We start from the raw sequence: 22,867 nt of genomic DNA, 5'->3' as shown, positions 1-22,867 counted from the left end.
GGTCAAAGTGGGCGCAGATCTTACCCAACCAGATCTGCGCTGGCAAGCGCCTTCAGACACAAACTTCGCCGACCAGTCGGGCCAGCGCTTCAGCGTGCGTGCGCACTTGGCTTTCGTCTTCGCCCTCGACCATGACCCGCACCAACGGCTCGGTACCCGACTTGCGCAACAGAACACGACCACGCCCCGCCAGGGCCTCGGTCACCTTGGCGCTGGCTTCCTTGACTGCTGGGTGCTCCAGCGGGTCGACCTTGCTGGCGCCAAAGCGCACGTTGATCAGCACCTGCGGGCACTTGCGCAGGGCCTGACGGGCCTGCGCCAGGGTTTCACCACGACGCTTGAGCGCCATCAGCACCTGCAGCGCGGCAATGATCGCGTCACCGGTGGTGGTGTGGTTGCAGCACACGACGTGGCCGGAGTTTTCACCCCCGACCAGCCACTCGCGCTCCAACAGTTCGGCCATGACGTAACGGTCGCCGACCTTCGCCCGCACGAACGGGATATCCAGATCCTTCAGCGCAAGCTCCAGGCCCAGGTTGCTCATCAGCGTACCCACTACCCCGCCCTGCAGCTTGCCACGGTCGTGCAGGTCGCGGGCAATGATGAACAGCAGCTCGTCACCGTCGACGATGGCGCCAGTGTGGTCGACCATCAACACACGATCACCGTCACCGTCGAAGGCAATGCCGAGGTCGGCATGGCCAACCAGCACGGCGGCCTGCAGCGATTCGATGTGGGTCGAGCCGCAACCTTCGTTGATGTTCAGACCGTCCGGCTGGGCATGCAGCACAGTCACGTCAGCACCCAGCTCGCGGAACACGCTTGGCGCGACCTTGTAGGTGGCACCGTGGGCACAGTCGACCACAAGCTTCAGGCCATCGAAACTGGTGCTGCTAGGCACGCTGCTCTTGCAGAATTCGATGTATCGACCAGCAGCATCGTTGATGCGCGAGACCTTGCCCAGCTTGCCTGAGTCGACAACGGTCATCGGCTGGTCGAGCAACTCTTCGATCATCAGCTCGATTTCGTCCGGCAGCTTGGTGCCCTGACCCGAGAAAAACTTGATGCCGTTGTCTTCGTGCGGGTTGTGCGAAGCACTGATGACAATGCCCGCCTGGGCATGGAAGGTGCGAGTCAGATAGGCGATGGCCGGTGTAGGCATTGGCCCCAGCAGCATGACATCAGCACCTGCGGCGGCCAAACCAGCTTCGAGTGCGGACTCGAACATGTAGCCGGAGATACGTGTGTCCTTGCCCACCAGCACCCGGCAATTGCCCTGCTTGCGGAAGGCCATTCCGGCCGCCCAGCCAAGCTTCAGCATGAAGTCAGGCGTGATCGGGTATTCGCCGACGCGGCCACGAATGCCGTCGGTACCAAAGTATTTTCTGCTCATAGGGACTCCAATGTACTTATTCGGCGTTTTGTACCGCAGCAATCATGCGTACCACATCGACAGTTTCGGCCACGTCATGGACACGAAGGATGCTCGCCCCCTTGGTCATGGCCAACGCCGCCAGCGCAAGGCTGCCGTACAAGCGCTCGCCGACCGGACGTTCCAGCGTCAGGCCGATCATGCTCTTTCGTGATACGCCCACCAGTAGCGGGCGCCCAAGGCGATAGAGCGCTTCCATGTGTTTGAACAGGCTCAGGTTGTGCGCCAGGGTCTTGGCGAAACCAAAGCCAGGGTCAAGGATTACTCTGTTCGCGTCGATGCCCGCTGCAGCGCAGGCGGCCATCCGCTGCTCCAGATAACGCGTGACGTCAGCGGTCACATCATCGTAATACGGGTCGTCCTGCATGTTACCCGGCTCGCCGCGCATGTGCATGAGGCACACCGGTAGCCCGGTATCGGCAGCGGCGTCCAGGGCGCCATCACGCTCCAGGGCACGCACATCATTGATCAACCCGGCACCGAGGCGCGCCGATTCACGCATGACGGCAGGCGTGGAGGTATCGACCGAAATGACGACGTCGAGGCGGCTGTTGATGGCCTCGACCATCGGCGCCACACGCTCCAGCTCCTCGGTCACCGATACCGCCCGCGCGCCAGGGCGGGTGGACTCACCGCCAATGTCGATCAGCGTGGCACCGGCCGCAACCATCGCTTCGGCATGGCGCAGGGCCTCGTCGCGCTGGCTGAAGCGCCCGCCATCGGAGAAGGAATCGGGGGTGATATTGAGAATACCCATGACATGGGTACGCGACAAATCAAGAACCCGGTTGCCGCAAGGCAACCGGGTCGGGTACTGCACTGAGCTCATAGACGCCCTTAGAGTTGAGCGGCCGGGCCGCCGATTGGCGATTCAGGGCGATCATCCTGGGCAGCAGGGGTGCCCGAATGCTTGTCATCGTCCCAATCACGCGGTTCGCGTGGCGTACGGCCAGCCATGATGTCATCGATCTGATCGGCATCAATGGTCTCATACTTCATCAGCGCTTCGGTCATCGCTTCGAGCTTGTCGCGATTCTCGATCAGCAGCTGCTTGGCAGTGGCGTAGCACTGGTCGATGATGCTGCGTACTTCGGAGTCGATCAGCTTGGCAGTCTCGCCGGAAACACTGGCGTGCTGGCTGCCCGCGCTGCGGCCGAGGAACACTTCACCCTCTTCTTCTGCGTACATCAGCGGGCCGAGTTTTTCCGACAAGCCCCACTTGGTGACCATGTTGCGAGCGATCTGGCTGGCCCGCATGATGTCGTTGGAGGCACCGGTGGTGACGCCGTCGAAGCCCAGGGTCATCTCTTCGGCGATACGGCCGCCGTACAACGAGCAGATCTGGCTGATCAGTGCACGCTTGGACAGGCTGTAGCGGTCTTCTTCCGGCAGGAACATGGTCACGCCCAAGGCGCGACCGCGCGGAATGATCGAAACCTTGTAGACCGGGTCGTGCTCAGGCACCAGGCGACCAACGATGGCATGACCCGCCTCGTGGTAGGCAGTGTTGCGCTTTTCTTTCTCGGACATGACCATGGTCTTGCGCTCGGCGCCCATCATGATCTTGTCCTTGGCCAGCTCGAACTCTTTCATTTCGACCAGGCGCTTGTTGGAACGCGCGGCAAACAGCGAGGCCTCGTTGACCAGGTTGGCCAGGTCGGCACCGGAGAAGCCAGGGGTACCACGGGCAATGACCGCCGGGTTGACGTTTTCGCCAATCGGCACCTTGCGCATGTGCACCTTGAGGATCTGTTCGCGACCGCGGATGTCTGGCAGGCCTACCACTACCTGGCGGTCGAAACGGCCTGGACGCAGCAGCGCCGGGTCGAGTACGTCAGGGCGGTTGGTAGCGGCAATGACGATGATGCCATCGTTCATTTCGAAGCCGTCCATCTCTACCAGCAACTGGTTGAGGGTTTGCTCACGCTCGTCGTGACCACCGCCCATGCCAGCACCACGGTGGCGACCAACGGCGTCGATCTCGTCGATGAAGATGATGCACGGGGCGTGCTTCTTGGCCTGTTCGAACATGTCGCGCACACGGCTGGCACCGACACCGACGAACATTTCCACGAAGTCCGAACCGGAAATGGTGAAGAACGGTACTTTCGCCTCGCCCGCAATGGCCTTGGCCAGCAGGGTCTTACCGGTACCGGGCGGGCCAACCATCAGCACACCGCGCGGGATACGACCACCCAGGCGCTGGAACTTGCCCGGATCGCGCAGGAACTCGACCAGCTCGCCCACTTCTTCCTTGGCTTCGTCGCAACCTGCAACGTCAGCCAATGTGGTCTTGACCTGGTCTTCGGACAGCAGGCGCGCCTTGCTCTTGCCAAAGCTCATCGGCCCGCCCTTGCCACCCGCACCACCTTGCATCTGGCGCATGAAGAACATGAACACGGCGATGATGACCAGGATCGGGAAGCTGGCGACCAGCAACTGCGTCCAAATGCTCTGCTGCTCTGGCTGCTTGCCTTCGACAACCACGTGGTTGTCGACCAGGTCACCGATCAGGCCATTGTCGGTAATGGCCGGGCGCACGGTCTTGAAGTTGTCGCCGTCGGCGCGCTTGCCGGTAATGATGTAGCCGTCGACGGTCACACGCTCGACCTTGCCATCCTTGACCTGCTGGATGAAGTCGGAATAGTTGAGGGTCTGCGGCTCGTTAGGGCTGGAGAAGTTGTTCATCACTGTCACCAGGACAGCTGCGATGATCAACCACAGGATCAGATTCTTTGCCATGTCGTTCAATTCGCTACCCTCTGAGGCCGGCGCACGACGCAGCCGTGCCTCGCATGATATTCATCGCCCTAACTTACTACATTACCTACGCAGCCGCAGGCACCGTCTGTAACCCTTTGTGAAAGCTAGACTACACGAAGTTCGGACGATCCAGACGGGAGGGCCGATTGGAAATAACTATCGACCACCCGCAGCACGCTGTTCAAACGCCTTTGAAACCCTTGCCCAACAGGTACTGCTCACGGGAACGGTCCCGCGAAGAAGACGGCTTGCGCATTTGCACCTTGTCGAACTTGGTGCGCACATCCTTCAGGTACATATCAAAGCCTTCGCCCTGGAAAATCTTGATCAGGAAATCACCGCCGGGCTTCAGCACGCGGGTTGCCAGATCCAGAGCCAGCTCGCAGAGGAACATGGCGCGCGGCATGTCCACTTCGGGCGTACCACTCATATTGGGGGCCATGTCCGAAATCACAAGGTCTACGTGCGAATCACCGACCGCCGCGAGGATCTGCTGCAACACTGCATCCTCGGTGAAGTCACCCTGGATGAAGGTCACGTCGGGGATCGAGTCCATTTCCAGGATATCTGAAGCGATCAACCGGCCCTGACCACCAATCAGACGACTGGTCACCTGCGACCAGCCGCCAGGGGCTGCGCCAAGGTCGATTACACTCATGCCAGGACGGATCAGGCGGTCCTTTTCCTGGATCTCCAGCAGTTTGTAGCTCGCACGCGAGCGGTAGCCATCCTTCTGCGCTTGTTTCACAAAAGGGTCGTTAAAATGCTCTCGCAGCCAGTTTGCGCTGCTTTTGGAACGTTGTACCACGGGGCACCTCGATGATATGCGTCGTGATTGACTGGGCGGAGCCGGTGGCCCTCGGGTAAAATGCCGGTCAATTTTACAGAATCAGACGGAAAGGGTCAGATTATGCCGCTCAATAACGAGCAGAAGAAGCAGTACAAGTCCATTGGTCATGACCTGAAGCCGGTTTTGATCGTTGCTGGCAACGGTTTGAATGAAGGCGTAGTTGCCGAACTGGAACGCGCCCTGGTCGACCATGAGCTGATCAAGGTCGAGATTCGCTCGGAAGACCGCGAAGAACGTGCCGCAACCATTGCAGAACTGTGCAAGGCCGGCCGTGCCGAGCTGGTGCAGACCATCGGCAAGAAAGCGCTGATCTACCGTAAGAACCCACAGCCCAACAAGCAGCTGTCCAATATCCACCGCTACAAGTAACGGTGGCTCCGATCAGTGGCGCGGTTTGCGCGCCCTGATCGGTACCGGCTGGGCCACCAGCACGATGCCGGAAAAACCCAGCACCAGGAAACAGAACATCTGCCAGCGCTCGCCGACCGAAATGCCGTAGCGCAAGGTGTAGTACCCCACGCAGGCTGAAAACCCCAGCAACAGCATCTGGCCGCGAAATTGCCGCCACCAGGCCGCCAGGCCGTCCACCCTCGCCAGTACCGCCAGCTGAGTCAACAGCCCAAGCAGCGCCACGCCAATCAACCAGCGGTCGATCTGCCCGGCAATGTCTTGCACCAGCAAGGGTGCCAGACCACTGACCTTGAGCGCAGGCACCAGCCCCACATGGAACACCCACAGGCCACCAACCCAGAAAACCTGGGCCAGTTGCCAGAGGATCCCCTCAAGGGATGGCGCCCGCAGGCGCCGGTCAGATGTGCTGGACTTCGACAATCTCGTACTCGACCGTGCCGCTTGGCGTCTTGATGACGACGATGTCGCCTTCTTCCTTGCCGATAATGGCACGGGCAATCGGCGCGCTTGCCGAAAGCTTGCCGAGCTTGATGTTGGCTTCATCCTCGCCAACGATCTGGTACTTGACCCGCTCGTCGGTTTCGGTGTTGGCCAGCTCAACGGTGGTGCCGAAGATGACCTTGCCGGTATGGGCAATGGTGGTCACGTCGATCACGACCGAGTTCTGCAGACGGCCTTCGATATCGCGGATACGCGCCTCGACCATGCCCTGCTCTTCGCGGGCGGCATGGTATTCGGCGTTTTCCTTGAGGTCGCCCAGTTCGCGCGCTTCACCGATCGCCTGGCTCAGGCGCGGGCGCTCGGTCTTGCTCAGGAACAGGTGCTCCTCTTCCAGGGCGCGAGCGCCCTGGACGGTCATCGGGTACTTGGTAATGCTCATGCTTTCAGTCCTGCATGCAGATCTTGCAGGCGACGAACGGTCTTTTCAGGACCAAATTTCAGCGCCTCGCAGATGGCTTCACCAGCCGCAATGGTAGTGGTGCAGTAAATCTTGTGCTGCAGCGCATTGCGACGAATCGAGTAGGAGTCGGCAATCGACTGACGGCCTTCGGTGGTGTTGATGATCAGCGACACTTCGTCGTTCTTGATCATGTCGACCACGTGCGGGCGGCCTTCGGTCACCTTGTTCACACGGCGCACTTTCAGGCCAGCCGCCTCGATAACCTTGGCGGTGCCAGCAGTTGCAACCACTTCGAAGCCCAGGGCGATCAGGTCGCGGGCAACGCCAGCCACTTGTGGCTTGTCGTCGTCACGCACGCTGATGAACGCGGTACCACCGGTCGGCAGCACTTCGCTGGCACCCATCTGGGCTTTGGCGAACGCTTCACCGAAGGTGTCACCGACACCCATGACTTCACCGGTCGATTTCATCTCAGGGCCGAGGATCGGGTCAACCCCCGGGAACTTGGCGAACGGGAAGACGGCTTCCTTGACGCTGTAGAAGTTCGGGATGATTTCCTGGGTGAAGCCCAGCTCTTTCAGGGTTTTACCGGCCATCACGCGGGCGGCGATCATGGCCAGGGAAGTGCCGATGCACTTGGACACGAACGGCACGGTACGCGAGGCGCGCGGGTTGACTTCGATCACGTAGATCTTGTCGCCTTGCAGGGCCAGCTGCACGTTCATCAGGCCGACAACGCCCAGCTCCAGGGCCATTTTGGTGACCTGTACGCGGACTTCGTCCTGCACTTCCTTGCTCAGCGAGTAAGGTGGCAGCGAGCACGCCGAGTCGCCGGAGTGAACGCCGGCCTGTTCGATGTGCTGCATGATGGCGCCGATCACAACGTCAGTGCCATCGCACACCGCATCCACGTCCATCTCGATGGCGCAGTTGAGGAAGTGGTCGAGCAGTACCGGGCTGTCGTTCGACACTTGTACCGCTTCACGCAGGTAGCGTTTGAGCTCGTCCAGTTCGTAGACGATTTCCATGGCGCGGCCGCCCAGTACGTACGACGGGCGCACCACCAGCGGGTAGCCGATGCCGCCAGCAGCACGGATGGCTTCTTCTTCGCTGCGTACGGTGGCGTTTGGCGGCTGCAGCAGGTTCAGGCGCTGAACCATCTGCTGGAAGCGCTCACGGTCTTCGGCGCGGTCGATGGCATCCGGGCTGGTACCGATGATCGGTACGCCGGCTTCTTCCAGGGCACGTGCCAGTTTCAGCGGGGTCTGGCCGCCGTAATGGACGATCACGCCTTTCGGCTTCTCGACACGGCACACTTCCAGCACGTCTTCCAGGGTCAGCGGCTCGAAGTACAGGCGGTCGGAGGTGTCGTAGTCGGTGGAGACGGTTTCCGGGTTGCAGTTGACCATGATGGTCTCGTAACCGTCTTCACGCAGCGCCAGGGCGGCGTGTACGCAGCAGTAGTCGAACTCGATACCTTGGCCGATACGGTTCGGGCCGCCACCCAGGATCATGATCTTGTCGCGTGTCGACGGGTTCGCCTCGCACTCTTCCTCGTAGGTGGAGTACAGGTAGGCGGTGTCGGTGGCGAACTCGGCGGCGCAGGTGTCGACGCGCTTGTACACCGGGAACACTTCCAGCTTGTGGCGGTGACGGCGCAGGTTCTTGTCGGTGATACCCAGCAGCACGGCCAGGCGCTGGTCCGAGAAACCTTTGCGCTTGAGGCGCAGCATCAGGCTCTTGTCGATGGACGACAGGGCCAGGGTCTTGACCTTCTCTTCTTCCTTGATCAGATCTTCCATCTGCACCAGGAACCACATGTCGATGCCGGTCAGTGCGAAGATTTCTTCACAGGTCATGCCCGAACGCATGGCGTCAGCGACGTACCAGATACGCTCGGCGCCCGGTACGGTCAGCTCGCGCTTGAGGATGCCGGCAGCTTCAGGGCTGGCCAGGTCCACTTTCGGGTCCAGACCGCAGGCACCGACTTCCAGGCCGCGCAGGGCTTTCTGCAGGGATTCCTGGAAGGTACGGCCGATGGCCATGACTTCACCCACGGATTTCATCTGGGTGGTCAGGCGGGCGTCGGCTTTCGGGAATTTCTCGAAGGCAAAGCGCGGCAGCTTGGTGACGACGTAGTCGATCGACGGCTCGAAGGAAGCCGGGGTGCGGCCGCCGGTGATGTCGTTCTGCAGTTCGTCGAGGGTGTAGCCAATGGCCAGCTTGGCGGCGATCTTGGCGATCGGGAAGCCGGTGGCCTTGGAAGCCAGGGCGGACGAACGCGATACGCGCGGGTTCATCTCGATGACGACCATACGGCCGGTGTCCGGGCAGATACCGAACTGCACGTTGGAACCGCCGGTTTCAACACCGATTTCACGCAGCACCGCCAGCGAGGCGTTGCGCATGATCTGGTATTCCTTGTCGGTCAGGGTCTGCGCGGGAGCAACGGTGATCGAGTCACCGGTGTGCACGCCCATCGGGTCGAAGTTTTCGATCGAGCAGACGATGATGCAGTTGTCCTTTTTGTCGCGGACCACTTCCATCTCGTACTCTTTCCAGCCGATCAGCGATTCGTCGATCAGCAGCTCTTTGGTCGGCGACAGGTCCAGACCACGGGTGCAGATTTCTTCGAATTCTTCACGGTTGTAAGCGATACCACCGCCGGTGCCACCCATGGTGAACGACGGGCGAATGATGCACGGGAAGCCGAGCTTTTCGAGGACCGCATTGGCCTCTTCCATGCTGTGGGCGATACCCGAGCGCGGGCATTCCAGGCCGATGTCTTTCATGGCCTTGTCGAAGCGCGAGCGGTCTTCAGCCTTGTCGATGGTGTCGGCGTTGGCACCGATCATCTCTACGCCGAACTTCTCCAGAACGCCGTGGCGCTCCAGGTCCAGGGCGCAGTTCAGGGCGGTCTGCCCCCCCATGGTCGGCAAAACGGCGTCCGGGCGCTCTTTCTCGATGATCTTGGCCACCGACTGCCACTTGATCGGCTCGATGTAGGTGGCGTCGGCCATGGCCGGGTCGGTCATGATGGTGGCTGGGTTGGAGTTCACCAGGATGACGCGGAAACCTTCCTCGCGCAGGGCCTTGCAGGCCTGGGCGCCGGAGTAGTCGAATTCACAGGCCTGGCCGATCACGATCGGGCCGGCACCGAGAATCAGGATGCTTTTGATGTCTGTACGTTTTGGCATGGTGGTCACTCAAATCCGGGGTCAGTCGGCAAGCCGCTTAGAACAATCTGGGTCAGGCGCTTCCGGGCGCGGCGCGAGCCGGCCCGGGGCCTTGAAGCAGGATGCTCAGCGGCGCTTGGCCATGGCATCGGTGAAACGATCGAACAGTGGCGCGACGTCGGTCGGGCCAGGGCTCGCTTCAGGGTGGCCCTGGAAGCTGAACGCGCTCTTGTCGGTGCGCTCGATACCCTGCAGGGTGCCGTCGAACAGCGACTTGTGGATGGCGCGAACGTTGCCCGGCAGGGTAGCTTCATCAACAGCAAAACCGTGGTTCTGGCTGGTGATCATGACCACACCGCTGTCCAGGTCCTGGACCGGGTGGTTGGCACCGTGGTGACCGTGGCCCATTTTCACGGTCTTGGCGCCGGAGGCCAGGGCCAGCAGCTGGTGGCCGAGGCAGATGCCGAATACCGGAATCTCGGTTTCGAGGATTTCCTTGATCGCCTGGATGGCGTAGTCGCACGGCTCAGGGTCACCAGGGCCGTTGGACAGGAACACGCCGTCCGGGTTGAGGGCCAGCACTTCGCTGGCCGGGGTCTGGGCCGGCACCACGGTCACGCGGCAGCCACGGGCAACCAGCATGCGCAGGATGTTCAGCTTGACGCCGTAGTCGAAGGCAACCACGTGGTAAGGCAGGTCGGCAGCTTCGATGGTCGGGTGGCTGTCGGTTTTCAGCTCCCACACGCTGGAGCGCCACTCGTAGCGCTCTTTGGTGGAAACGACCTTGGCCAGGTCCATGCCCTTCAGGCCCGGGAAACCACGGGCAGCGGCGATGGCGGCTTCTTCGCTGATGTTGTCACCGGCGAGGATGCAACCGTTCTGGGCGCCCTTTTCACGCAGGATACGGGTCAGGCGACGGGTGTCGATACCAGCGATGGCAACGACGTTGTTGGCCTTGAGGTATTCAGGCAGCGACTGGGTGTTACGCCAGTTGCTGGCCAGCAGCGGCAGGTCACGGATGACCAGGCCAGCGGACCAGACGCGATTCGACTCGGCATCTTCCGGCGTAGTACCGGTGTTACCGATGTGCGGGTAGGTCAGGGTAACGATTTGCTGCGCATAGGAAGGGTCTGTAAGGATTTCCTGGTAGCCGGTCATAGCGGTGTTGAATACCACCTCACCAACGGTCTGACCGTCGGCACCAATGGCTTCACCGCGAAAAATACTGCCGTCGGCAAGGGCGAGTATGGCTGGCTTTGTCAAGAAGACCTCCCGTAAATCAAGCATGAAAGGGCGATCGCAGGTTGCAAAAAAGCGGAGTGACGTATGGACACGTCACCCCGCTTTCATGTGCTGAATTCAATTCGCTGCGCGCTTTTAGTGGACACACTAAAGCTGTAGCTTACAGAAAAGTGCGTTTTCGGTCTACCGCATATGTGTCTCTAAAACACATGAATGCGACAGACCGACATCGGCGGTGGCTTCTTCGCGGGCTTGCCCGCTCCCACAAGACCGGCGCAATACCCGTGGGAGCGGGCAAGCCCGCGAAGAAACCAACACCACTCGAACGGCTTAGCGCAGCTCGAGCACATCCTGCATGTCGTACAGGCCAGGCTCGCGCCCATCCAGCCACAGCGCCGCACGCACGGCGCCCTTGGCGAAGGTCATGCGGCTGGAGGCCTTGTGAGTGATTTCCAGACGCTCGCCTTCGGCAGCGAACAATACAGTGTGATCACCCACCACATCACCGGCACGCACAGTCGCGAAACCAATGGTCTTGCGATCACGTGCACCGGTCTGCCCTTCGCGGCCATACACAGCCACTTCCTGCAGGTCCCGGCCCAGCGCATTGGCAACCACTTCACCCATGCGCAGCGCAGTACCCGACGGCGCATCGACCTTGTGCCGGTGGTGCGCCTCGATGATCTCGATATCAACATCATCACCCAGCACCCGCGCCGCCATATCCAGCAGCTTGAGGCTGAGGTTGACGCCGACACTGAAGTTGGCGGCAAACACGATCGGAATGTCCTTGCCCGCCTCGGCCAGCAGCTGCTTCTCTTCAACAGAGAAGCCCGTAGTACCGATGATCATCGCCTTGCCGTGCTTGCGGCAGAACGCCAGGTTCTTGAGGGTGACCGAAGGGTGCGTGAAATCGATCAGCACGTCGAACTCGTCGGCAACCTTGGCCAGGTCATCGGACAGCAGCACACCGATCCGGCCGAGGGCCGCCAATTCACCGGCGTCCGCCCCGACCAGCGAGCTGTCAGGGCGATCGATCGCTGCCGTCAGGCCGGCACCCGGGGTTTGCTGCACAGCCTCGATCAGGGTCTTGCCCATCCGCCCTGCCGCGCCCATCACTGCAATACGTCGCATAGCCTTTTCCTTGTCAGAGATCGCCGAAGAAGCGCTTCACGCCATCGAACCAGCCACTGGCCTTGGGCGAGTGGGAGCTGTCGCCTTCCAGCGAGTCACGCAGCTCTTCGAGCAGCTCGCGCTGACGGCGACTGAGGTTGACCGGGGTTTCCACCGCCACACGGCACAGCAGGTCACCCGCACCACCACCGCGCACCGGCGCCACACCCTTGCCACGCAGGCGGAACTGCTTGCCAGTCTGGGTGCCTTCCGGAATCTTCAGCTTCACGCGACCATCGAGGGTCGGCACTTCCAGCTCACCACCCAAGGCGGCATCGGTGTAGCTGATGGGCACTTCGCAGTACAGGTGCTTGCCGTCGCGCTGGAAGATCTCGTGCTCACGCACACTGATCACCACGTACAGGTCGCCAGTCGGGCCACCATGGGTACCAGCCTCGCCCTCGCCCGAGAGGCGGATGCGGTCGCCGGTATCGACACCTGCCGGCACCTTGACCGACAACGTCTTGTATTCTTCGACACGCCCTTCGCCGTGGCACGAGGTGCACGGGTCGGTAATGATCTTGCCCTGGCCATGGCAGCGCGGGCAGGTTTGCTGCACCGAGAAGAAGCCTTGCTGCATGCGCACCTGACCGATGCCGCCGCACGTCGGGCAGGTCGACGGGGTCGAACCCTTCTTGGCACCGGAACCGTCGCAAGGCTGGCAATTGACCAGGGTAGGAACGCGGATGCTGACCGTGGTGCCACGCACCGCTTCTTCCAGGTTCAGCTCCAGGGTGTAGCGCAGGTCGCTGCCGCGCTGGGCACCGCCACGTCCGCCACCACGGCCACCGCCACCAAAGAAGTCGCTGAATACATCACCGAAGATGTCGGAGAAGTTGGCGCCACCGAAGCCGGCACCGCCGCCGCCCATGCTTGGGTCGACACCGGCATGGCCATACTGGTCGAACGCCGCGCGCTTGCTGGCATCAGACAGTACTTCGTAGGCCTCGTTGGCCTCCTTGAACATGTCTTCCGACTCTTTGTCACCCGGGTTGCGGTCCGGGTGGTACTTCATCGCCAAACGGCGGTAAGCCTTTTTGAGGTCAGCTTCACTGGCGCCGCGCTCGACACCCAGAACCTCATAGTAATCACGCTTGGACATAGGTCATTTGCACCTTGTTGGGCGTCTGGCATCTGCGCCGCGCCGTCAGCACCTGCCTGCGCCACCAAGGGCCGCTGACAGATGCTGTAAAAATTCTCGAATTCCAGATACGCCAACGCGGGAGCAAGCCCCCGCGCGGCGACATCCTACCAGCTCACCGCCAAACGGCGGTGAGCTGGCCGACAACATGCAACGATTACTTCTTGTCGTCGCCTTTTACTTCTTCGAACTCGGCGTCAACCACGTCATCGTGCTTGGCTTCCGGCTCGGCCTGCTGCGCGCCCCCCTGAGGCTGTTCGGCCGACTGCTCGGCGTACATCTTCTGGGCAACCGGGGCAGAGACCTTGGACAGCTCTTCGACCTTGGCATCGATTGCAGCCTTGTCATCGCCTTTGACAGCGGTTTCCAGGGCAACAACGGCAGCCTCGATGGCAGTTTTCTCTTCAGCGGTGACCTTGTCACCCGCGTCAGCGACCATCTTGCGGGTCGAGTGAACCAGCGCATCACCCTGGTTACGGGCAGCGGCCAGCTCTTCGAACTTGCGGTCTTCCTCGGCGTTGGCCTCGGCGTCACGCACCATGCGCTCGATCTCTTCGTCCGACAGGCCGGAGTTGGCCTTGATCACGATCGACTGCGACTTACCGGTCGCCTTGTCTTTGGCGCTGACGTGCAGGATGCCGTTGGCATCGATGTCGAAGGTAACTTCGATCTGAGGCACGCCACGTGGAGCTGGCGGAATGTCAGCCAGGTCGAACTTGCCCAGCGATTTGTTCTGCGCGGCCTGCTTACGCTCACCTTGCAGCACGTGAATGGTCACGGCGCCCTGGTTGTCGTCGGCAGTCGAGAACACCTGCGACTTCTTGGTCGGAATGGTGGTGTTTTTCTCGATCAGCGCAGTCATCACGCCGCCCATGGTTTCGATACCCAGGGTCAGCGGGCTGACGTCCAGCAGCAGCACGTCTTTCACATCGCCGGCCAGAACAGCAGCCTGGATGGCGGCGCCCATGGCGACGGCTTCGTCCGGGTTGACGTCCTTGCGCGCTTCTTTACCGAAGAAGTCGGCAACGGTTTTCTGCACCAGCGGCATACGGGTCTGGCCACCGACCAGGATCACGTCGTCGATCTTGCTGGCGTCGATGCCGGCATCTTTCAGGGCGATACGGCAAGGCTCGATGGTGCGCTGCACCAGCTCCTCAACCAGCGACTCCAGCTTGGCGCGGGAGATCTTCACGTTCAGGTGCTTAGGACCGGTGGCATCTGCAGTGATGTACGGCAGGTTGACATCGGTCGACTGAGCAGACGACAGCTCGATCTTGGCCTTCTCGGCCGCTTCCTTCAGGCGCTGCATGGCCAGAGGGTCGCCCTTCAGGTTCATGCCGGACTCTTTCTTGAACTCTTCGACCAGGTAGTCGATCAGCAGCATGTCGAAGTCTTCGCCACCCAGGAAGGTGTCGCCGTTGGTAGCCAGTACTTCGAACTGGTGCTCACCGTCGACTTCGGCGATTTCGATGACCGAAACGTCGAAGGTACCGCCACCCAGGTCATAAACGATGACAGTGTGGTCGCCCTTGGCCTTGTCCATGCCGTAGGCCAGCGCAGCAGCGGTCGGTTCGTTGATGATGCGCTTCACGTCCAGACCGGCGATGCGGCCGGCGTCTTTGGTCGCCTGACGCTGGCTGTCGTTGAAGTAGGCCGGAACGGTGATGACCGCTTCGGTAACTGGCTCGCCGAGGTAGTCTTCGGCGGTTTTCTTCATCTTTTTCAGCACTTCGGCGCTGATTTGCGGCGGTGCCATTTTCTGGCCGTTCACTTCAACCCAGGCGTCACCGTTGTCAGCCTTGGCGATCTTGTACGGAACCAGTTGGATGTCTTTCTGCACGACCTGCTCTTCAAAGCGGCGGCCGATCAGGCGCTTTACCGCGAACAGGGTGTTGTGCGGGTTGGTAACAGCCTGGCGCTTGGCCGACTGACCTACCAGGATTTCGCCATCGTTGGCGTAGGCCACGATCGAAGGGGTGGTACGCGCACCTTCGGCGTTTTCGATGACTTTGACGTTACCGTTTTCCAGGATGGAGACACACGAGTTGGTGGTCCCCAGGTCGATACCGATGATTTTGCCCATGTTAACTCTCCCGAAACTTGAATTTGGTAGCAGCGACTACTTTGGCCAACTGCGGTAATACTTGAAGGCTTGACACCTAGATGGGGTTGCCCAGACGGATTTCAAGCCTTTTCATTGATCGAGGGTTGCGCAGCGCTCGGCGCCTTGCTGACCACCACCATGGCGGGGCGCAGCAGACGGCCGTTCAGCAGGTAACCCTTCTGGAACACGTTCAGCACGCTGTTCGGCTCGACTTCGGCGCTTTCCTGCATGGCCATCGCCTGGTGATGCTCAGGGTTGAACGGTTCACCGTGCGGATCGACGACTTCGAGGTTGTAGCGCTTCAGGGTGTCCTGGAACATCTTGAGGGTCAGTTTGACGCCTTCGCGGATGGCCTTGACCTGCTCATCTTCATCACTGGAGTGCGCCAGGGCCAATTCCAGGCTGTCGATCACCGGCAGCAAGTCGTTGGAGAACTTCTCCAGGGCGAACTTGTGGGCTTTCTCGACATCCTGCTCGGCACGACGGCGCACGTTCTGCACGTCGGCAACGGCGCGCAGCGCCTGGTCCTTGGCTGCGGCCAGCTGTTCCTCGAGCTCCAGAACACGGGTGTCAGCTGCAGTGCCTGCACCGGTTTCTTCCACGTTAAGGTCTTTCTCGTTCAGCTGTTCATCAGCCATGGGGTCTCTCCTGCGCAATTTTGTGGACTGCGAGCCAGGCTCGCCTGTGATGTCGGCTATATGGGGCCGGAAAAACCAGCTTCAAGGGGCAAGGTGGTTTTCCCGGTTACAACAGAATCTGCCAAGGGGCATTGGCAGGCCTGAAAAAAGTACTGTATAAATAACCAGACCTGACTTTCGGGAGCCGCCCCTCATGCTGGTGCACCTGTCCATTCACAACTACGCCATCGTCGAGCACCTCGACCTCGAAATTGCCCGCGGCATGTCCGTCATCACGGGCGAGACCGGTGCCGGCAAATCGATCATGCTCGACGCCCTCGGCCTGGCCCTGGGCGATCGGGCCGACAGTGGCGTGGTGCGCCCTGGCACCGACAAGGCAGACATCCTCGCCACCTTCGACCTGGTAGACATCCCCGAGGCCCACGCCTGGCTGGCCGAACGCGACCTGAACAACGACGGGCTGTGCATACTGCGCCGGGTCATCACCGCCGAAGGCCGTAGCCGCGGCTACATCAACGGCACGCCGTGCCCGCTGGGCGACCTCAAGGCGCTGGGCGAGCTGCTGATCGATATCCACAGCCAGCACGAGCACCAGTCGCTACTGAAAACCGACACCCACCGCCGCCTGCTCGACGAGTACGCCGGCGCCGTCGACCTGGCCCGCCAGGTGCATCTGGCGGCCAAGCGCTGGAACCAGACCCGCCTGGAGCTGGAGCGGCTGTCCAATTCAGGTGATGAGCAGCGCGCCCGCCATCAGTTGCTCAGCTACCAGCTGGAAGAGCTGGACAACCTGGGCCTGGGCGAGCACGAACTGGAGCAACTGGAGCAGGAGCACAAGAACCTGACCAGCGCCGAAGCGCTGTTCGGCATTTGTCGCCAGGTGATCGACCAGTGCAGTGAAAGCGACTCGGGCAACGTGCTCAGCGCCCTCACCTCCAGCCTCAACCGGCTGGGCGCTGCCACCCACTCGCCCAAGGCCTTGGGCGAGGCCGCCAACCTGATCGCCAGCGCTCAGATCCAGGTAGAAGAAGCCGTAGGCGAGCTCAACCGCTTCCTCGACAACTTCGACGCCGACCCGATGCGCCTGCAGGCTTTGGAAGAACGCCTCGACACCATCTATACACTGGCGCGCAAACACCGCGTGCACCCCACTGAACTGCCGCACCTGCAGCAACAACTGATGGAAGAAATCGAAGGCCTGAACGCCAGCGACGAGTCGATCGAGCGGCTGGGCGAAGAACTGGCTGCTTTCGCACAGCATTATAAAGAGCGGGCCCGTGAACTCAGCGCCCTGCGCCAGCAAGCCGCCCAGCAACTGGCGGGCGCCGTCGAGCAGGAAATCCAGCGCCTGGGCATGCCCGGCGGGCGTTTCCGCATCGAGCTGACGCCCACCGAGGGGGCAGACCTGTCACCGCATGGCCTGGAGCAGATCGAACTGCTGGTCAGCGCCAACCCCGGCCAACCGCTCAAGGGCCTGGCAAAGGTGGCTTCGGGGGGCGAACTGTCGCGTATCAGCCTGGCGATCCAGGTGATTACCGCACAGACATCGCGCATTCCTACCCTGGTGTTCGACGAAGTCGATGTGGGTATCGGCGGCCCTACTGCCGAAATCGTCGGCCAGTTGTTGCGCCGCCTGGGCGAGCGCGGCCAAGTGCTGACCGTGACTCACCTGCCACAGGTTGCGGCGCAAGGGCATCACCACCTGTTTGTACACAAGGTGCGCAACAGCGACACCACCCACACCGCCGTGGCCAGCCTGGGCAAGCGTGAGCGGGTAGAAGAAGTGGCGCGGATGCTGGGCGGCATTGACCTGACCAAGGAATCCCTGGCGCATGCGCGCAAGATGGTGGTTTCTGGCAAGGCCTGATGCTACCGGTACTGGCCCTATCGCCGGCAAGCCAGCTCCCACAAGGTGATCACAGGCCCTGAAATATGTGGTGTACCTGTGGGAGCTGGCTTGCCGGCGATAGGGCCAGTGCAGACAACCCAATTAATCTGCCGAAGCAGAAAGCACAAAGGCGACCCGAAGGTCGCCTTTGTCATTCATAACGATGAAAAATCGTTACTTCTTCTTACGCACATACAGGACCAGATTGTGGTCTACCAGCTCGAAGCCATGCTCGGCTACGATTTCGCGCTGGCGCTTCTCGATTTCGGCATCCATGAATTCGATGACTTCACTGGTATCCACGTTCACCATATGGTCGTGGTGACCGCCATCGGCCAGCTCAAACACTGCGTGGCCGCCGTCGAAGTTGTGGCGAACCACCAGACCCGCTGCTTCGAACTGGGTCAGTACGCGATAGACGGTGGCCAGGCCTACGTCCTCGCCTGCTTCCATCAGTGCCTTGTAAACATCCTCGGCACTCATGTGACGCTGCTCGGTGGAATCGAGCATCTGAAGGATCTTGACTCGAGGCAGGGTCACCTTGAGACCGGCTTTGCGTAATTCGCTATTTTCAACCATGGTCAGCTTTCTCGCCGATGCTGCTTCGCAGCTTCTCTTAATACGGGTATGATCGGGGTTTACGTTGTCCAGCCAAGATAGTGGAAGTCGCCCACCGATGCAAAACACCAAGCTCTTGCTAACCAGCCTCACCCTAGTGGGACTGCTCGCACTCGCCGGTTGCTCGTTTCCCGGGGTTTACAAAATCGACATCCAGCAGGGCAATGTCGTCACGCAGGACATGATAGACCAATTACGCCCGGGAATGACCCGCCGGCAAGTAAGGTTTATCATGGGCAACCCGCTAATTCAGGATACCTTCCACACCAATCGTTGGGATTACCTGTACAGCCTGCAGCCTGGTGGTGGTAAACGCCAGCAAGAGCGCATGAGCATCTTCTTCAACGAGAGCGACCAACTGGTCAGCTTGTCGGGCGACTTCATGCCAGGCGTCAGCCGCGACCAGGAAATCCTGGGGGGCAGCAGCGACACCACGATCAGCCCGGCCACCGAGCCAGGCCAGACAGCGCAGCCAGCGGCTCAGCCTGAAGAAAAACCAGCGAAGCCAGGCTCGGTGGAAGAATCCATCCAGCGCGAAATCGACACCATCGAGACCACCCCGGTCCCGACGCCGGCTCCGCTGGAAACCCGCTAGGCGGGAACAGCAGTCACAAAAAAGCCCGGACCTGGTCCGGGCTTTTTGTTTGCGGGCTATTCGTCAGGCATGCAATTGCTTGGCACGCTGGCAGAAGGCATCGACCAGTGTGTTGGCCGCCTGATTGAACAGCGGGCCCAACGTGGCGCGCACAATCGGCCCGGCATAATCGAAGGACAGGTCCAGGCTGATCTTGCAGGCCTTTTCACCCAGCGGCTTGAACACCCACACGCCATGCAGCTGCGTGAACGGCCCTTCCTCCAGGTTCATCTCGATAGACTGCCCCGGCACCAGCACGTTACGCGTGACGAAGTACTGGCTCATGCCGCCCTTGGCCACCTCCAGCTTGGCGTGCATGTGCGTGTCGCTGGCGTCGATCACCGTCGAGGCCGAGCACCACGGCAAAAACTCTGGGTAGCTGGCCACATCGTTGACCAGATCGTAGAGCGCCTGGGCGGGGTATGGCAGCAGGGCGGAGCGTTGAATATGGGTAGTCATCCAGGCGTCACTTCCAAGGCTGGGTGGCGACGCTTCGCAGCGTGCCGAAAACAGGTTCTGTGCGTATGACAGGGTTGGTATTGTCCGGTATTCATTCCGGTGGCTCAAGCACACCGAAATCCCATAGCGGACGACGCACGGACTTGCCTATAATGCCGCCCCTATGGCTAAGCAAAAAAAACATCCGACCGGGACCATCGCGCAAAATAAAAAAGCGCGACACGATTACTTCATCGAACACAAGTTCGAGGCCGGGCTGGTCCTGTCCGGCTGGGAAGTAAAAAGCCTGCGAGCTGGCAAGGCTCACCTCGTTGACAGTTACGTGCTGCTCAAGGACGGTGAAGCCTGGCTGTTCGGCAGCCACATCACCCCGCTGACCACTGCCAGCACCCACGTCATCGCCGACCCCATCCGCACCCGCAAGCTGCTGCTGAACAAGCGCGAGCTCGAGCGGCTGGAAGCGGCTGTAGCGCAAAAGGGCTACACCTGCGTGGCGTTGTCGCTGTACTGGAGCAAGCACCTGATCAAGTGCGAAATTGCGCTGGGCAAGGGCAAGAAGGAATACGACAAGCGCGACACCGTGCGCGAACGCGATTCCAACCGCGAGCTGCAGCGGGTCGTGCGGAACAAGGGCAAGGAAGACTAATCGGTCTTTAGCCTGTTCCCATAGGGACCGGCGCCAGGTTCAAACCCGGCGCCCATCCTGTGGGAGCGGGCGTGCCCGCGAAGAATCCAGCACCGATCTCAGCGCCCGCTGCGCCGCTCTGCACGCGCCACCCGCTGCGCTTCTTCGTGTGCCTCTTGCAGCACCTCCTGCACATACAGAATGTGCCGGCTGGACACCTCCCGCGCATCCTCCGCCCTGCCCTCGACAATCGCCAGGTACAGCTCCCGGTGCTGGCTGATCAGCATGTCCCGGGTCTCGGTCCGTTGCTGGTACATGCCACCAATATTGGTCACCACGTTGCGCTTGAGCAGGTCGAACAAACCACGAATGGTGTGCAGCAGCACCGCGTTATGGCTGGCCTCGGCAATCGCCAGGTGGAAACGCGCATCGGCCACCCCCTCCTCCGCCCGAGTGACTTCATCGACCCGGGTGTAGCAGTCCTGCAACGCATCGAAGGCCGCCTTCAGGCGTGCCCGGTCCGGCTCGGTGGCACGCTGGGCGGCGTAATAGGCACACGACGCCTCCAGGGTATGGCGAAATTCAAGCAGGTCGCGCTGCGCCTCGGCACTGTGCTCGAGCAACTGCAGCAATGGGTCGCTGAATGTAGAGCCCAGTGACTCGGCAACAAAATTGCCGCCGCCCTGGCGGCTGACCAGCAGCCCTTTGGCCACCAGCTTCTGGATCGCCTCACGCAGTGACGGGCGGGACACGCCGAACTGCTCGGCGAGGGCGCGTTCGGCCGGCAGCCGCTGCCCCGAGGTCAGCGTGCCTTCCAGAATCATCCCTTCCAACCGATCGACGATGTCGTCGGACAGGCGCCGTTGGCGGACCTGATCAAAAACCATCACATGCTCTCCACAAACCCCCGGCAAATTTCAGGGGCGCCTATTCTCGCCGATCCAGGCCGCGCAAACACCCATCAAGCCACGATTTTGCCTGCGCATCAGGCGCCCGCTCATCGGCACACGACCAAAGTTTTGCACAGGACAAATTGACACACCCACGACAGCGCTTTTAACCTAGCGGCCAGTCATTGTAAATTGGTCTTACCAATTATCCAATGCCAGTGCTGACCAACAACAATTAGGGGCCACCCCATATGCAAACCTGGCAACAACTCTATAGCCCGCTTGGTAGTCTTGGCCTGTCCGCACTGGCGGCAGTCATCCCTATCGTGTTCTTCTTCCTTGCCCTCGCCGTGTTCCGCCTGAAAGGCCACGTAGCGGGCAGCATCACCCTCGCGCTGTCGATCCTGGTGGCGATCTTCGCCTTCCAGATGCCTGTCGACATGGCCCTCGCTGCCGCGGGTTATGGCTTCCTCTACGGCCTCTGGCCTATCGCCTGGATCATCGTTGCCGCGGTGTTCCTGTACAAACTCACGGTCAAGAGTGGCCAGTTCGAAGTGATCCGCAGCTCGGTGCTGTCGATTACCGACGACCAGCGCCTGCAAGTGCTGCTGATCGGCTTCTGCTTCGGTGCCTTCCTCGAAGGCGCGGCGGGCTTCGGCGCCCCCGTGGCAATCACTGCCGCGCTGCTGGTGGGCCTGGGCTTCAACCCGCTATACGCCGCCGGCCTTTGCCTGATCGCCAACACCGCACCGGTGGCATTCGGTGCCCTGGGCATCCCGATCATCGTGGCCGGCCAGGTCACCGGCATCGACGCCTTCCACATCGGCGCCATGACCGGCCGCCAGCTGCCGCTGCTGTCGCTGTTCGTACCGTTCTGGCTGGTGTTCATGATGGACGGCCTGCGTGGCGTGAAGGAAACCTGGCCTGCCGCCCTGGTCGCCGGCCTGAGCTTCGCCGTTACCCAGTACTTCACGTCGAACTTCATCGGCCCGGAACTGCCCGACATCACCTCGGCACTGGCCAGCCTTATCTGCCTCACCCTGTTCCTGAAAGTCTGGCAGCCAAAGCGTTCGTTCAGCGAAGCCAAAGGTAGCGTCGGCGCAGCCGTTGTGCAGCCAAGTGGCAGCCAGCCTAGCCCTTACAGCTTTGGCGAAATCTTCAAGGCCTGGTCGCCGTTCCTGATCCTGACCGTACTGGTCACCATCTGGACCCTGAAGCCGTTCAAGGCAGCGTTTGCCCCGGGCGGTGCCATGTACAACTTCGTCTTCAACTTCGCCATCCCGCACCTCGACCAGTTGGTGATCAAGACCGCACCGATCGTTGCCGCGCCCACTGCCATGCCAGCGGTGTTCAAGCTCGACCCGATCTCCGCCACCGGCACCGCGATCTTCCTCTCGGCGCTGATTTCCATGGCAGTGCTGAAGATCAACTTCAAAACTGGTCTGACCACTTTCAAAGAGACCTTCTGGGAGCTTCGCTGGCCCATCCTGTCGATCGGCATGGTGCTGGCCTTCGCCTTCGTCACCAACTACTCGGGCATGTCCTCGACCATGGCCCTGGTACTGGCCGGCACCGGTGCCGCGTTCCCGTTCTTCTCGCCGTTCCTTGGCTGGCTGGGCGTATTCCTGACCGGCTCGGACACTTCGTCCAACGCCCTGTTCAGCTCGCTGCAGGCCACCACTGCTCACCAGATCGGGGTAAACGACACCCTGCTGGTAGCGGCCAACACCAGCGGCGGCGTGACCGGCAAGATGATCTCGCCACAGTCCATCGCCGTGGCCTGCGCTGCCACCGGCCTGGTGGGCAAGGAATCCGACCTATTCCGCTTCACCGTCAAGCACAGCCTGTTCTTTGCCACCATCGTCGGCCTGATCACCTTGGTGCAGGCTTACTGGCTGACCGGCATGCTGGTTCATCACTAA

Annotated in this window: 20 protein-coding genes; 5 read left to right on the top strand and 15 right to left on the bottom strand. The window is 61.1% G+C overall.

The window, feature by feature from the left end:
- Positions 1-52 precede the first annotated feature (52 nt).
- The 4 genes from glmM to rlmE form a co-directional block, all read right to left on the bottom strand.
- On the bottom strand, positions 53-1,393 hold the full coding sequence (glmM, locus tag E8E78_RS25890; RefSeq protein ID WP_049277394.1) for a phosphoglucosamine mutase: 1,341 nt from the start codon (positions 1,391-1,393) through the stop codon (positions 53-55).
- A gap of 16 nt (positions 1,394-1,409) precedes the next feature.
- Positions 1,410-2,261, bottom strand: coding sequence for a dihydropteroate synthase (gene folP / locus E8E78_RS25885; RefSeq protein ID WP_049277392.1), 852 nt, complete (start codon positions 2,259-2,261; stop codon positions 1,410-1,412).
- A gap of 8 nt (positions 2,262-2,269) precedes the next feature.
- Positions 2,270-4,174 (bottom strand): ATP-dependent zinc metalloprotease FtsH, encoded by a 1,905-nt coding sequence (gene ftsH, locus E8E78_RS25880; protein WP_049277390.1) that lies wholly within the window; start codon positions 4,172-4,174, stop codon positions 2,270-2,272.
- A 202-nt stretch (positions 4,175-4,376) separates the two neighbouring features.
- Positions 4,377-5,003: a 23S rRNA (uridine(2552)-2'-O)-methyltransferase RlmE gene (gene rlmE / locus E8E78_RS25875; RefSeq protein WP_041167880.1), complete on the bottom strand. Its 627-nt coding sequence runs from the start codon at positions 5,001-5,003 to the stop codon at positions 4,377-4,379.
- Between the two features lie 102 nt (positions 5,004-5,105).
- On the opposite strand from rlmE, the gene E8E78_RS25870 reads away from it, so the two are divergent.
- On the top strand, positions 5,106-5,414 hold the full coding sequence (locus E8E78_RS25870; RefSeq protein WP_016489174.1) for a YhbY family RNA-binding protein: 309 nt from the start codon (positions 5,106-5,108) through the stop codon (positions 5,412-5,414).
- Between the two features lie 12 nt (positions 5,415-5,426).
- Here the strand turns inward: E8E78_RS25870 and E8E78_RS25865 are convergent, their stop codons facing one another.
- From E8E78_RS25865 to grpE, 8 genes are all read right to left on the bottom strand, one after another.
- Positions 5,427-5,876 (bottom strand): MFS transporter, encoded by a 450-nt coding sequence (locus E8E78_RS25865; protein ID WP_080983737.1) that lies wholly within the window; start codon positions 5,874-5,876, stop codon positions 5,427-5,429.
- A complete protein-coding gene (gene greA, locus E8E78_RS25860; RefSeq protein WP_016501645.1) occupies positions 5,854-6,336 on the bottom strand; it encodes a transcription elongation factor GreA in 483 nt (160 codons plus the stop codon). Before greA ends, E8E78_RS25865 begins: the two co-directional genes overlap by 23 nt.
- Positions 6,333-9,554, bottom strand: coding sequence for a carbamoyl-phosphate synthase large subunit (gene carB / locus E8E78_RS25855; RefSeq protein ID WP_016501646.1), 3,222 nt, complete (start codon positions 9,552-9,554; stop codon positions 6,333-6,335). Before carB ends, greA begins: the two co-directional genes overlap by 4 nt.
- A 105-nt stretch (positions 9,555-9,659) precedes the next feature.
- Positions 9,660-10,796: a glutamine-hydrolyzing carbamoyl-phosphate synthase small subunit gene (gene carA, locus E8E78_RS25850; protein ID WP_016501647.1), complete on the bottom strand. Its 1,137-nt coding sequence runs from the start codon at positions 10,794-10,796 to the stop codon at positions 9,660-9,662.
- A gap of 309 nt (positions 10,797-11,105) precedes the next feature.
- Positions 11,106-11,909 carry a 4-hydroxy-tetrahydrodipicolinate reductase gene (gene dapB, locus E8E78_RS25845; RefSeq protein WP_016501648.1) on the bottom strand — a complete coding sequence of 268 codons (804 nt, stop codon included), beginning with the start codon at positions 11,907-11,909 and terminating at the stop codon, positions 11,106-11,108.
- A gap of 13 nt (positions 11,910-11,922) precedes the next feature.
- The gene (dnaJ, locus tag E8E78_RS25840; protein ID WP_049277388.1) at positions 11,923-13,050 is read right to left on the bottom strand and encodes a molecular chaperone DnaJ; all 1,128 of its coding nucleotides are present in this window, start codon (positions 13,048-13,050) and stop codon (positions 11,923-11,925) included.
- 196 nt (positions 13,051-13,246) lie between these two features.
- Entirely contained in the window at positions 13,247-15,172 is a 1,926-nt protein-coding gene (gene dnaK, locus E8E78_RS25835; RefSeq protein ID WP_049277387.1) for a molecular chaperone DnaK, read from the bottom strand.
- A gap of 101 nt (positions 15,173-15,273) precedes the next feature.
- Positions 15,274-15,831 carry a nucleotide exchange factor GrpE gene (grpE, locus tag E8E78_RS25830; protein WP_016501651.1) on the bottom strand — a complete coding sequence of 186 codons (558 nt, stop codon included), beginning with the start codon at positions 15,829-15,831 and terminating at the stop codon, positions 15,274-15,276.
- Positions 15,832-16,024: 193 nt separating this feature from the next.
- On the opposite strand from grpE, the gene recN reads away from it, so the two are divergent.
- A complete protein-coding gene (gene recN / locus E8E78_RS25825) occupies positions 16,025-17,698 on the top strand; it encodes a DNA repair protein RecN (RefSeq protein WP_059395881.1) in 1,674 nt (557 codons plus the stop codon).
- A 195-nt stretch (positions 17,699-17,893) separates the two neighbouring features.
- Here the strand turns inward: recN and fur are convergent, their stop codons facing one another.
- Positions 17,894-18,298 carry a ferric iron uptake transcriptional regulator gene (gene fur, locus E8E78_RS25820; protein WP_003249922.1) on the bottom strand — a complete coding sequence of 135 codons (405 nt, stop codon included), beginning with the start codon at positions 18,296-18,298 and terminating at the stop codon, positions 17,894-17,896.
- 97 nt (positions 18,299-18,395) lie between these two features.
- On the opposite strand from fur, the gene E8E78_RS25815 reads away from it, so the two are divergent.
- Complete coding sequence (locus tag E8E78_RS25815) at positions 18,396-18,932, top strand: outer membrane protein assembly factor BamE (protein ID WP_049276694.1); 537 nt, start codon at positions 18,396-18,398, stop codon at positions 18,930-18,932.
- 63 nt (positions 18,933-18,995) lie between these two features.
- Here E8E78_RS25815 and E8E78_RS25810 read toward each other — a convergent pair whose 3' ends face one another.
- Positions 18,996-19,430, bottom strand: coding sequence for a type II toxin-antitoxin system RatA family toxin (locus E8E78_RS25810; RefSeq protein WP_016501654.1), 435 nt, complete (start codon positions 19,428-19,430; stop codon positions 18,996-18,998).
- A gap of 163 nt (positions 19,431-19,593) precedes the next feature.
- On the opposite strand from E8E78_RS25810, the gene smpB reads away from it, so the two are divergent.
- Positions 19,594-20,076, top strand: coding sequence for an SsrA-binding protein SmpB (gene smpB / locus E8E78_RS25805; RefSeq protein WP_016501655.1), 483 nt, complete (start codon positions 19,594-19,596; stop codon positions 20,074-20,076).
- A 98-nt stretch (positions 20,077-20,174) separates the two neighbouring features.
- On the opposite strand, the gene E8E78_RS25800 is transcribed toward smpB, so the two are convergent.
- Positions 20,175-20,942, bottom strand: a complete 768-nt coding sequence (locus tag E8E78_RS25800; protein ID WP_016501656.1) for an FCD domain-containing protein — start codon at positions 20,940-20,942, stop codon at positions 20,175-20,177.
- Between the two features lie 254 nt (positions 20,943-21,196).
- Between E8E78_RS25800 and E8E78_RS25795 the strand changes: the two genes are divergently transcribed.
- Positions 21,197-22,867 (top strand): lactate permease LctP family transporter, encoded by a 1,671-nt coding sequence (locus E8E78_RS25795; RefSeq protein WP_016489185.1) that lies wholly within the window; start codon positions 21,197-21,199, stop codon positions 22,865-22,867.

Origin of the sequence: Pseudomonas sp. BN505, from assembly GCF_029873175.1 — a bacterium.
GTDB lineage: Bacteria > Pseudomonadota > Gammaproteobacteria > Pseudomonadales > Pseudomonadaceae > Aquipseudomonas > Aquipseudomonas putida.
Note: the sequence above shows the minus strand (reverse complement) of the source record. Positions and strands in the feature narration are given on the sequence as shown.

Coding starts and splice junctions, on each gene's coding strand:
- glmM (WP_049277394.1), bottom strand. CDS start 1,393: ATGAGCAGAAAATACTTTGGTACCGACGGCATTCGTGGCCGCGTCGGC.
- folP (WP_049277392.1), bottom strand. CDS start 2,261: ATGAGCTCAGTGCAGTACCCGACCCGGTTGCCTTGCGGCAACCGGGTT.
- ftsH (WP_049277390.1), bottom strand. CDS start 4,174: ATGGCAAAGAATCTGATCCTGTGGTTGATCATCGCAGCTGTCCTGGTG.
- E8E78_RS25870 (WP_016489174.1), top strand. CDS start 5,106: ATGCCGCTCAATAACGAGCAGAAGAAGCAGTACAAGTCCATTGGTCAT.
- greA (WP_016501645.1), bottom strand. CDS start 6,336: ATGAGCATTACCAAGTACCCGATGACCGTCCAGGGCGCTCGCGCCCTG.
- carB (WP_016501646.1), bottom strand. CDS start 9,554: ATGCCAAAACGTACAGACATCAAAAGCATCCTGATTCTCGGTGCCGGC.
- dapB (WP_016501648.1), bottom strand. CDS start 11,909: ATGCGACGTATTGCAGTGATGGGCGCGGCAGGGCGGATGGGCAAGACC.
- dnaJ (WP_049277388.1), bottom strand. CDS start 13,050: ATGTCCAAGCGTGATTACTATGAGGTTCTGGGTGTCGAGCGCGGCGCC.
- dnaK (WP_049277387.1), bottom strand. CDS start 15,172: ATGGGCAAAATCATCGGTATCGACCTGGGGACCACCAACTCGTGTGTC.
- grpE (WP_016501651.1), bottom strand. CDS start 15,831: ATGGCTGATGAACAGCTGAACGAGAAAGACCTTAACGTGGAAGAAACC.
- recN (WP_059395881.1), top strand. CDS start 16,025: ATGCTGGTGCACCTGTCCATTCACAACTACGCCATCGTCGAGCACCTC.
- fur (WP_003249922.1), bottom strand. CDS start 18,298: ATGGTTGAAAATAGCGAATTACGCAAAGCCGGTCTCAAGGTGACCCTG.
- E8E78_RS25815 (WP_049276694.1), top strand. CDS start 18,396: ATGCAAAACACCAAGCTCTTGCTAACCAGCCTCACCCTAGTGGGACTG.
- E8E78_RS25810 (WP_016501654.1), bottom strand. CDS start 19,430: ATGACTACCCATATTCAACGCTCCGCCCTGCTGCCATACCCCGCCCAG.
- smpB (WP_016501655.1), top strand. CDS start 19,594: ATGGCTAAGCAAAAAAAACATCCGACCGGGACCATCGCGCAAAATAAA.
- E8E78_RS25800 (WP_016501656.1), bottom strand. CDS start 20,942: ATGGTTTTTGATCAGGTCCGCCAACGGCGCCTGTCCGACGACATCGTC.
- E8E78_RS25795 (WP_016489185.1), top strand. CDS start 21,197: ATGCAAACCTGGCAACAACTCTATAGCCCGCTTGGTAGTCTTGGCCTG.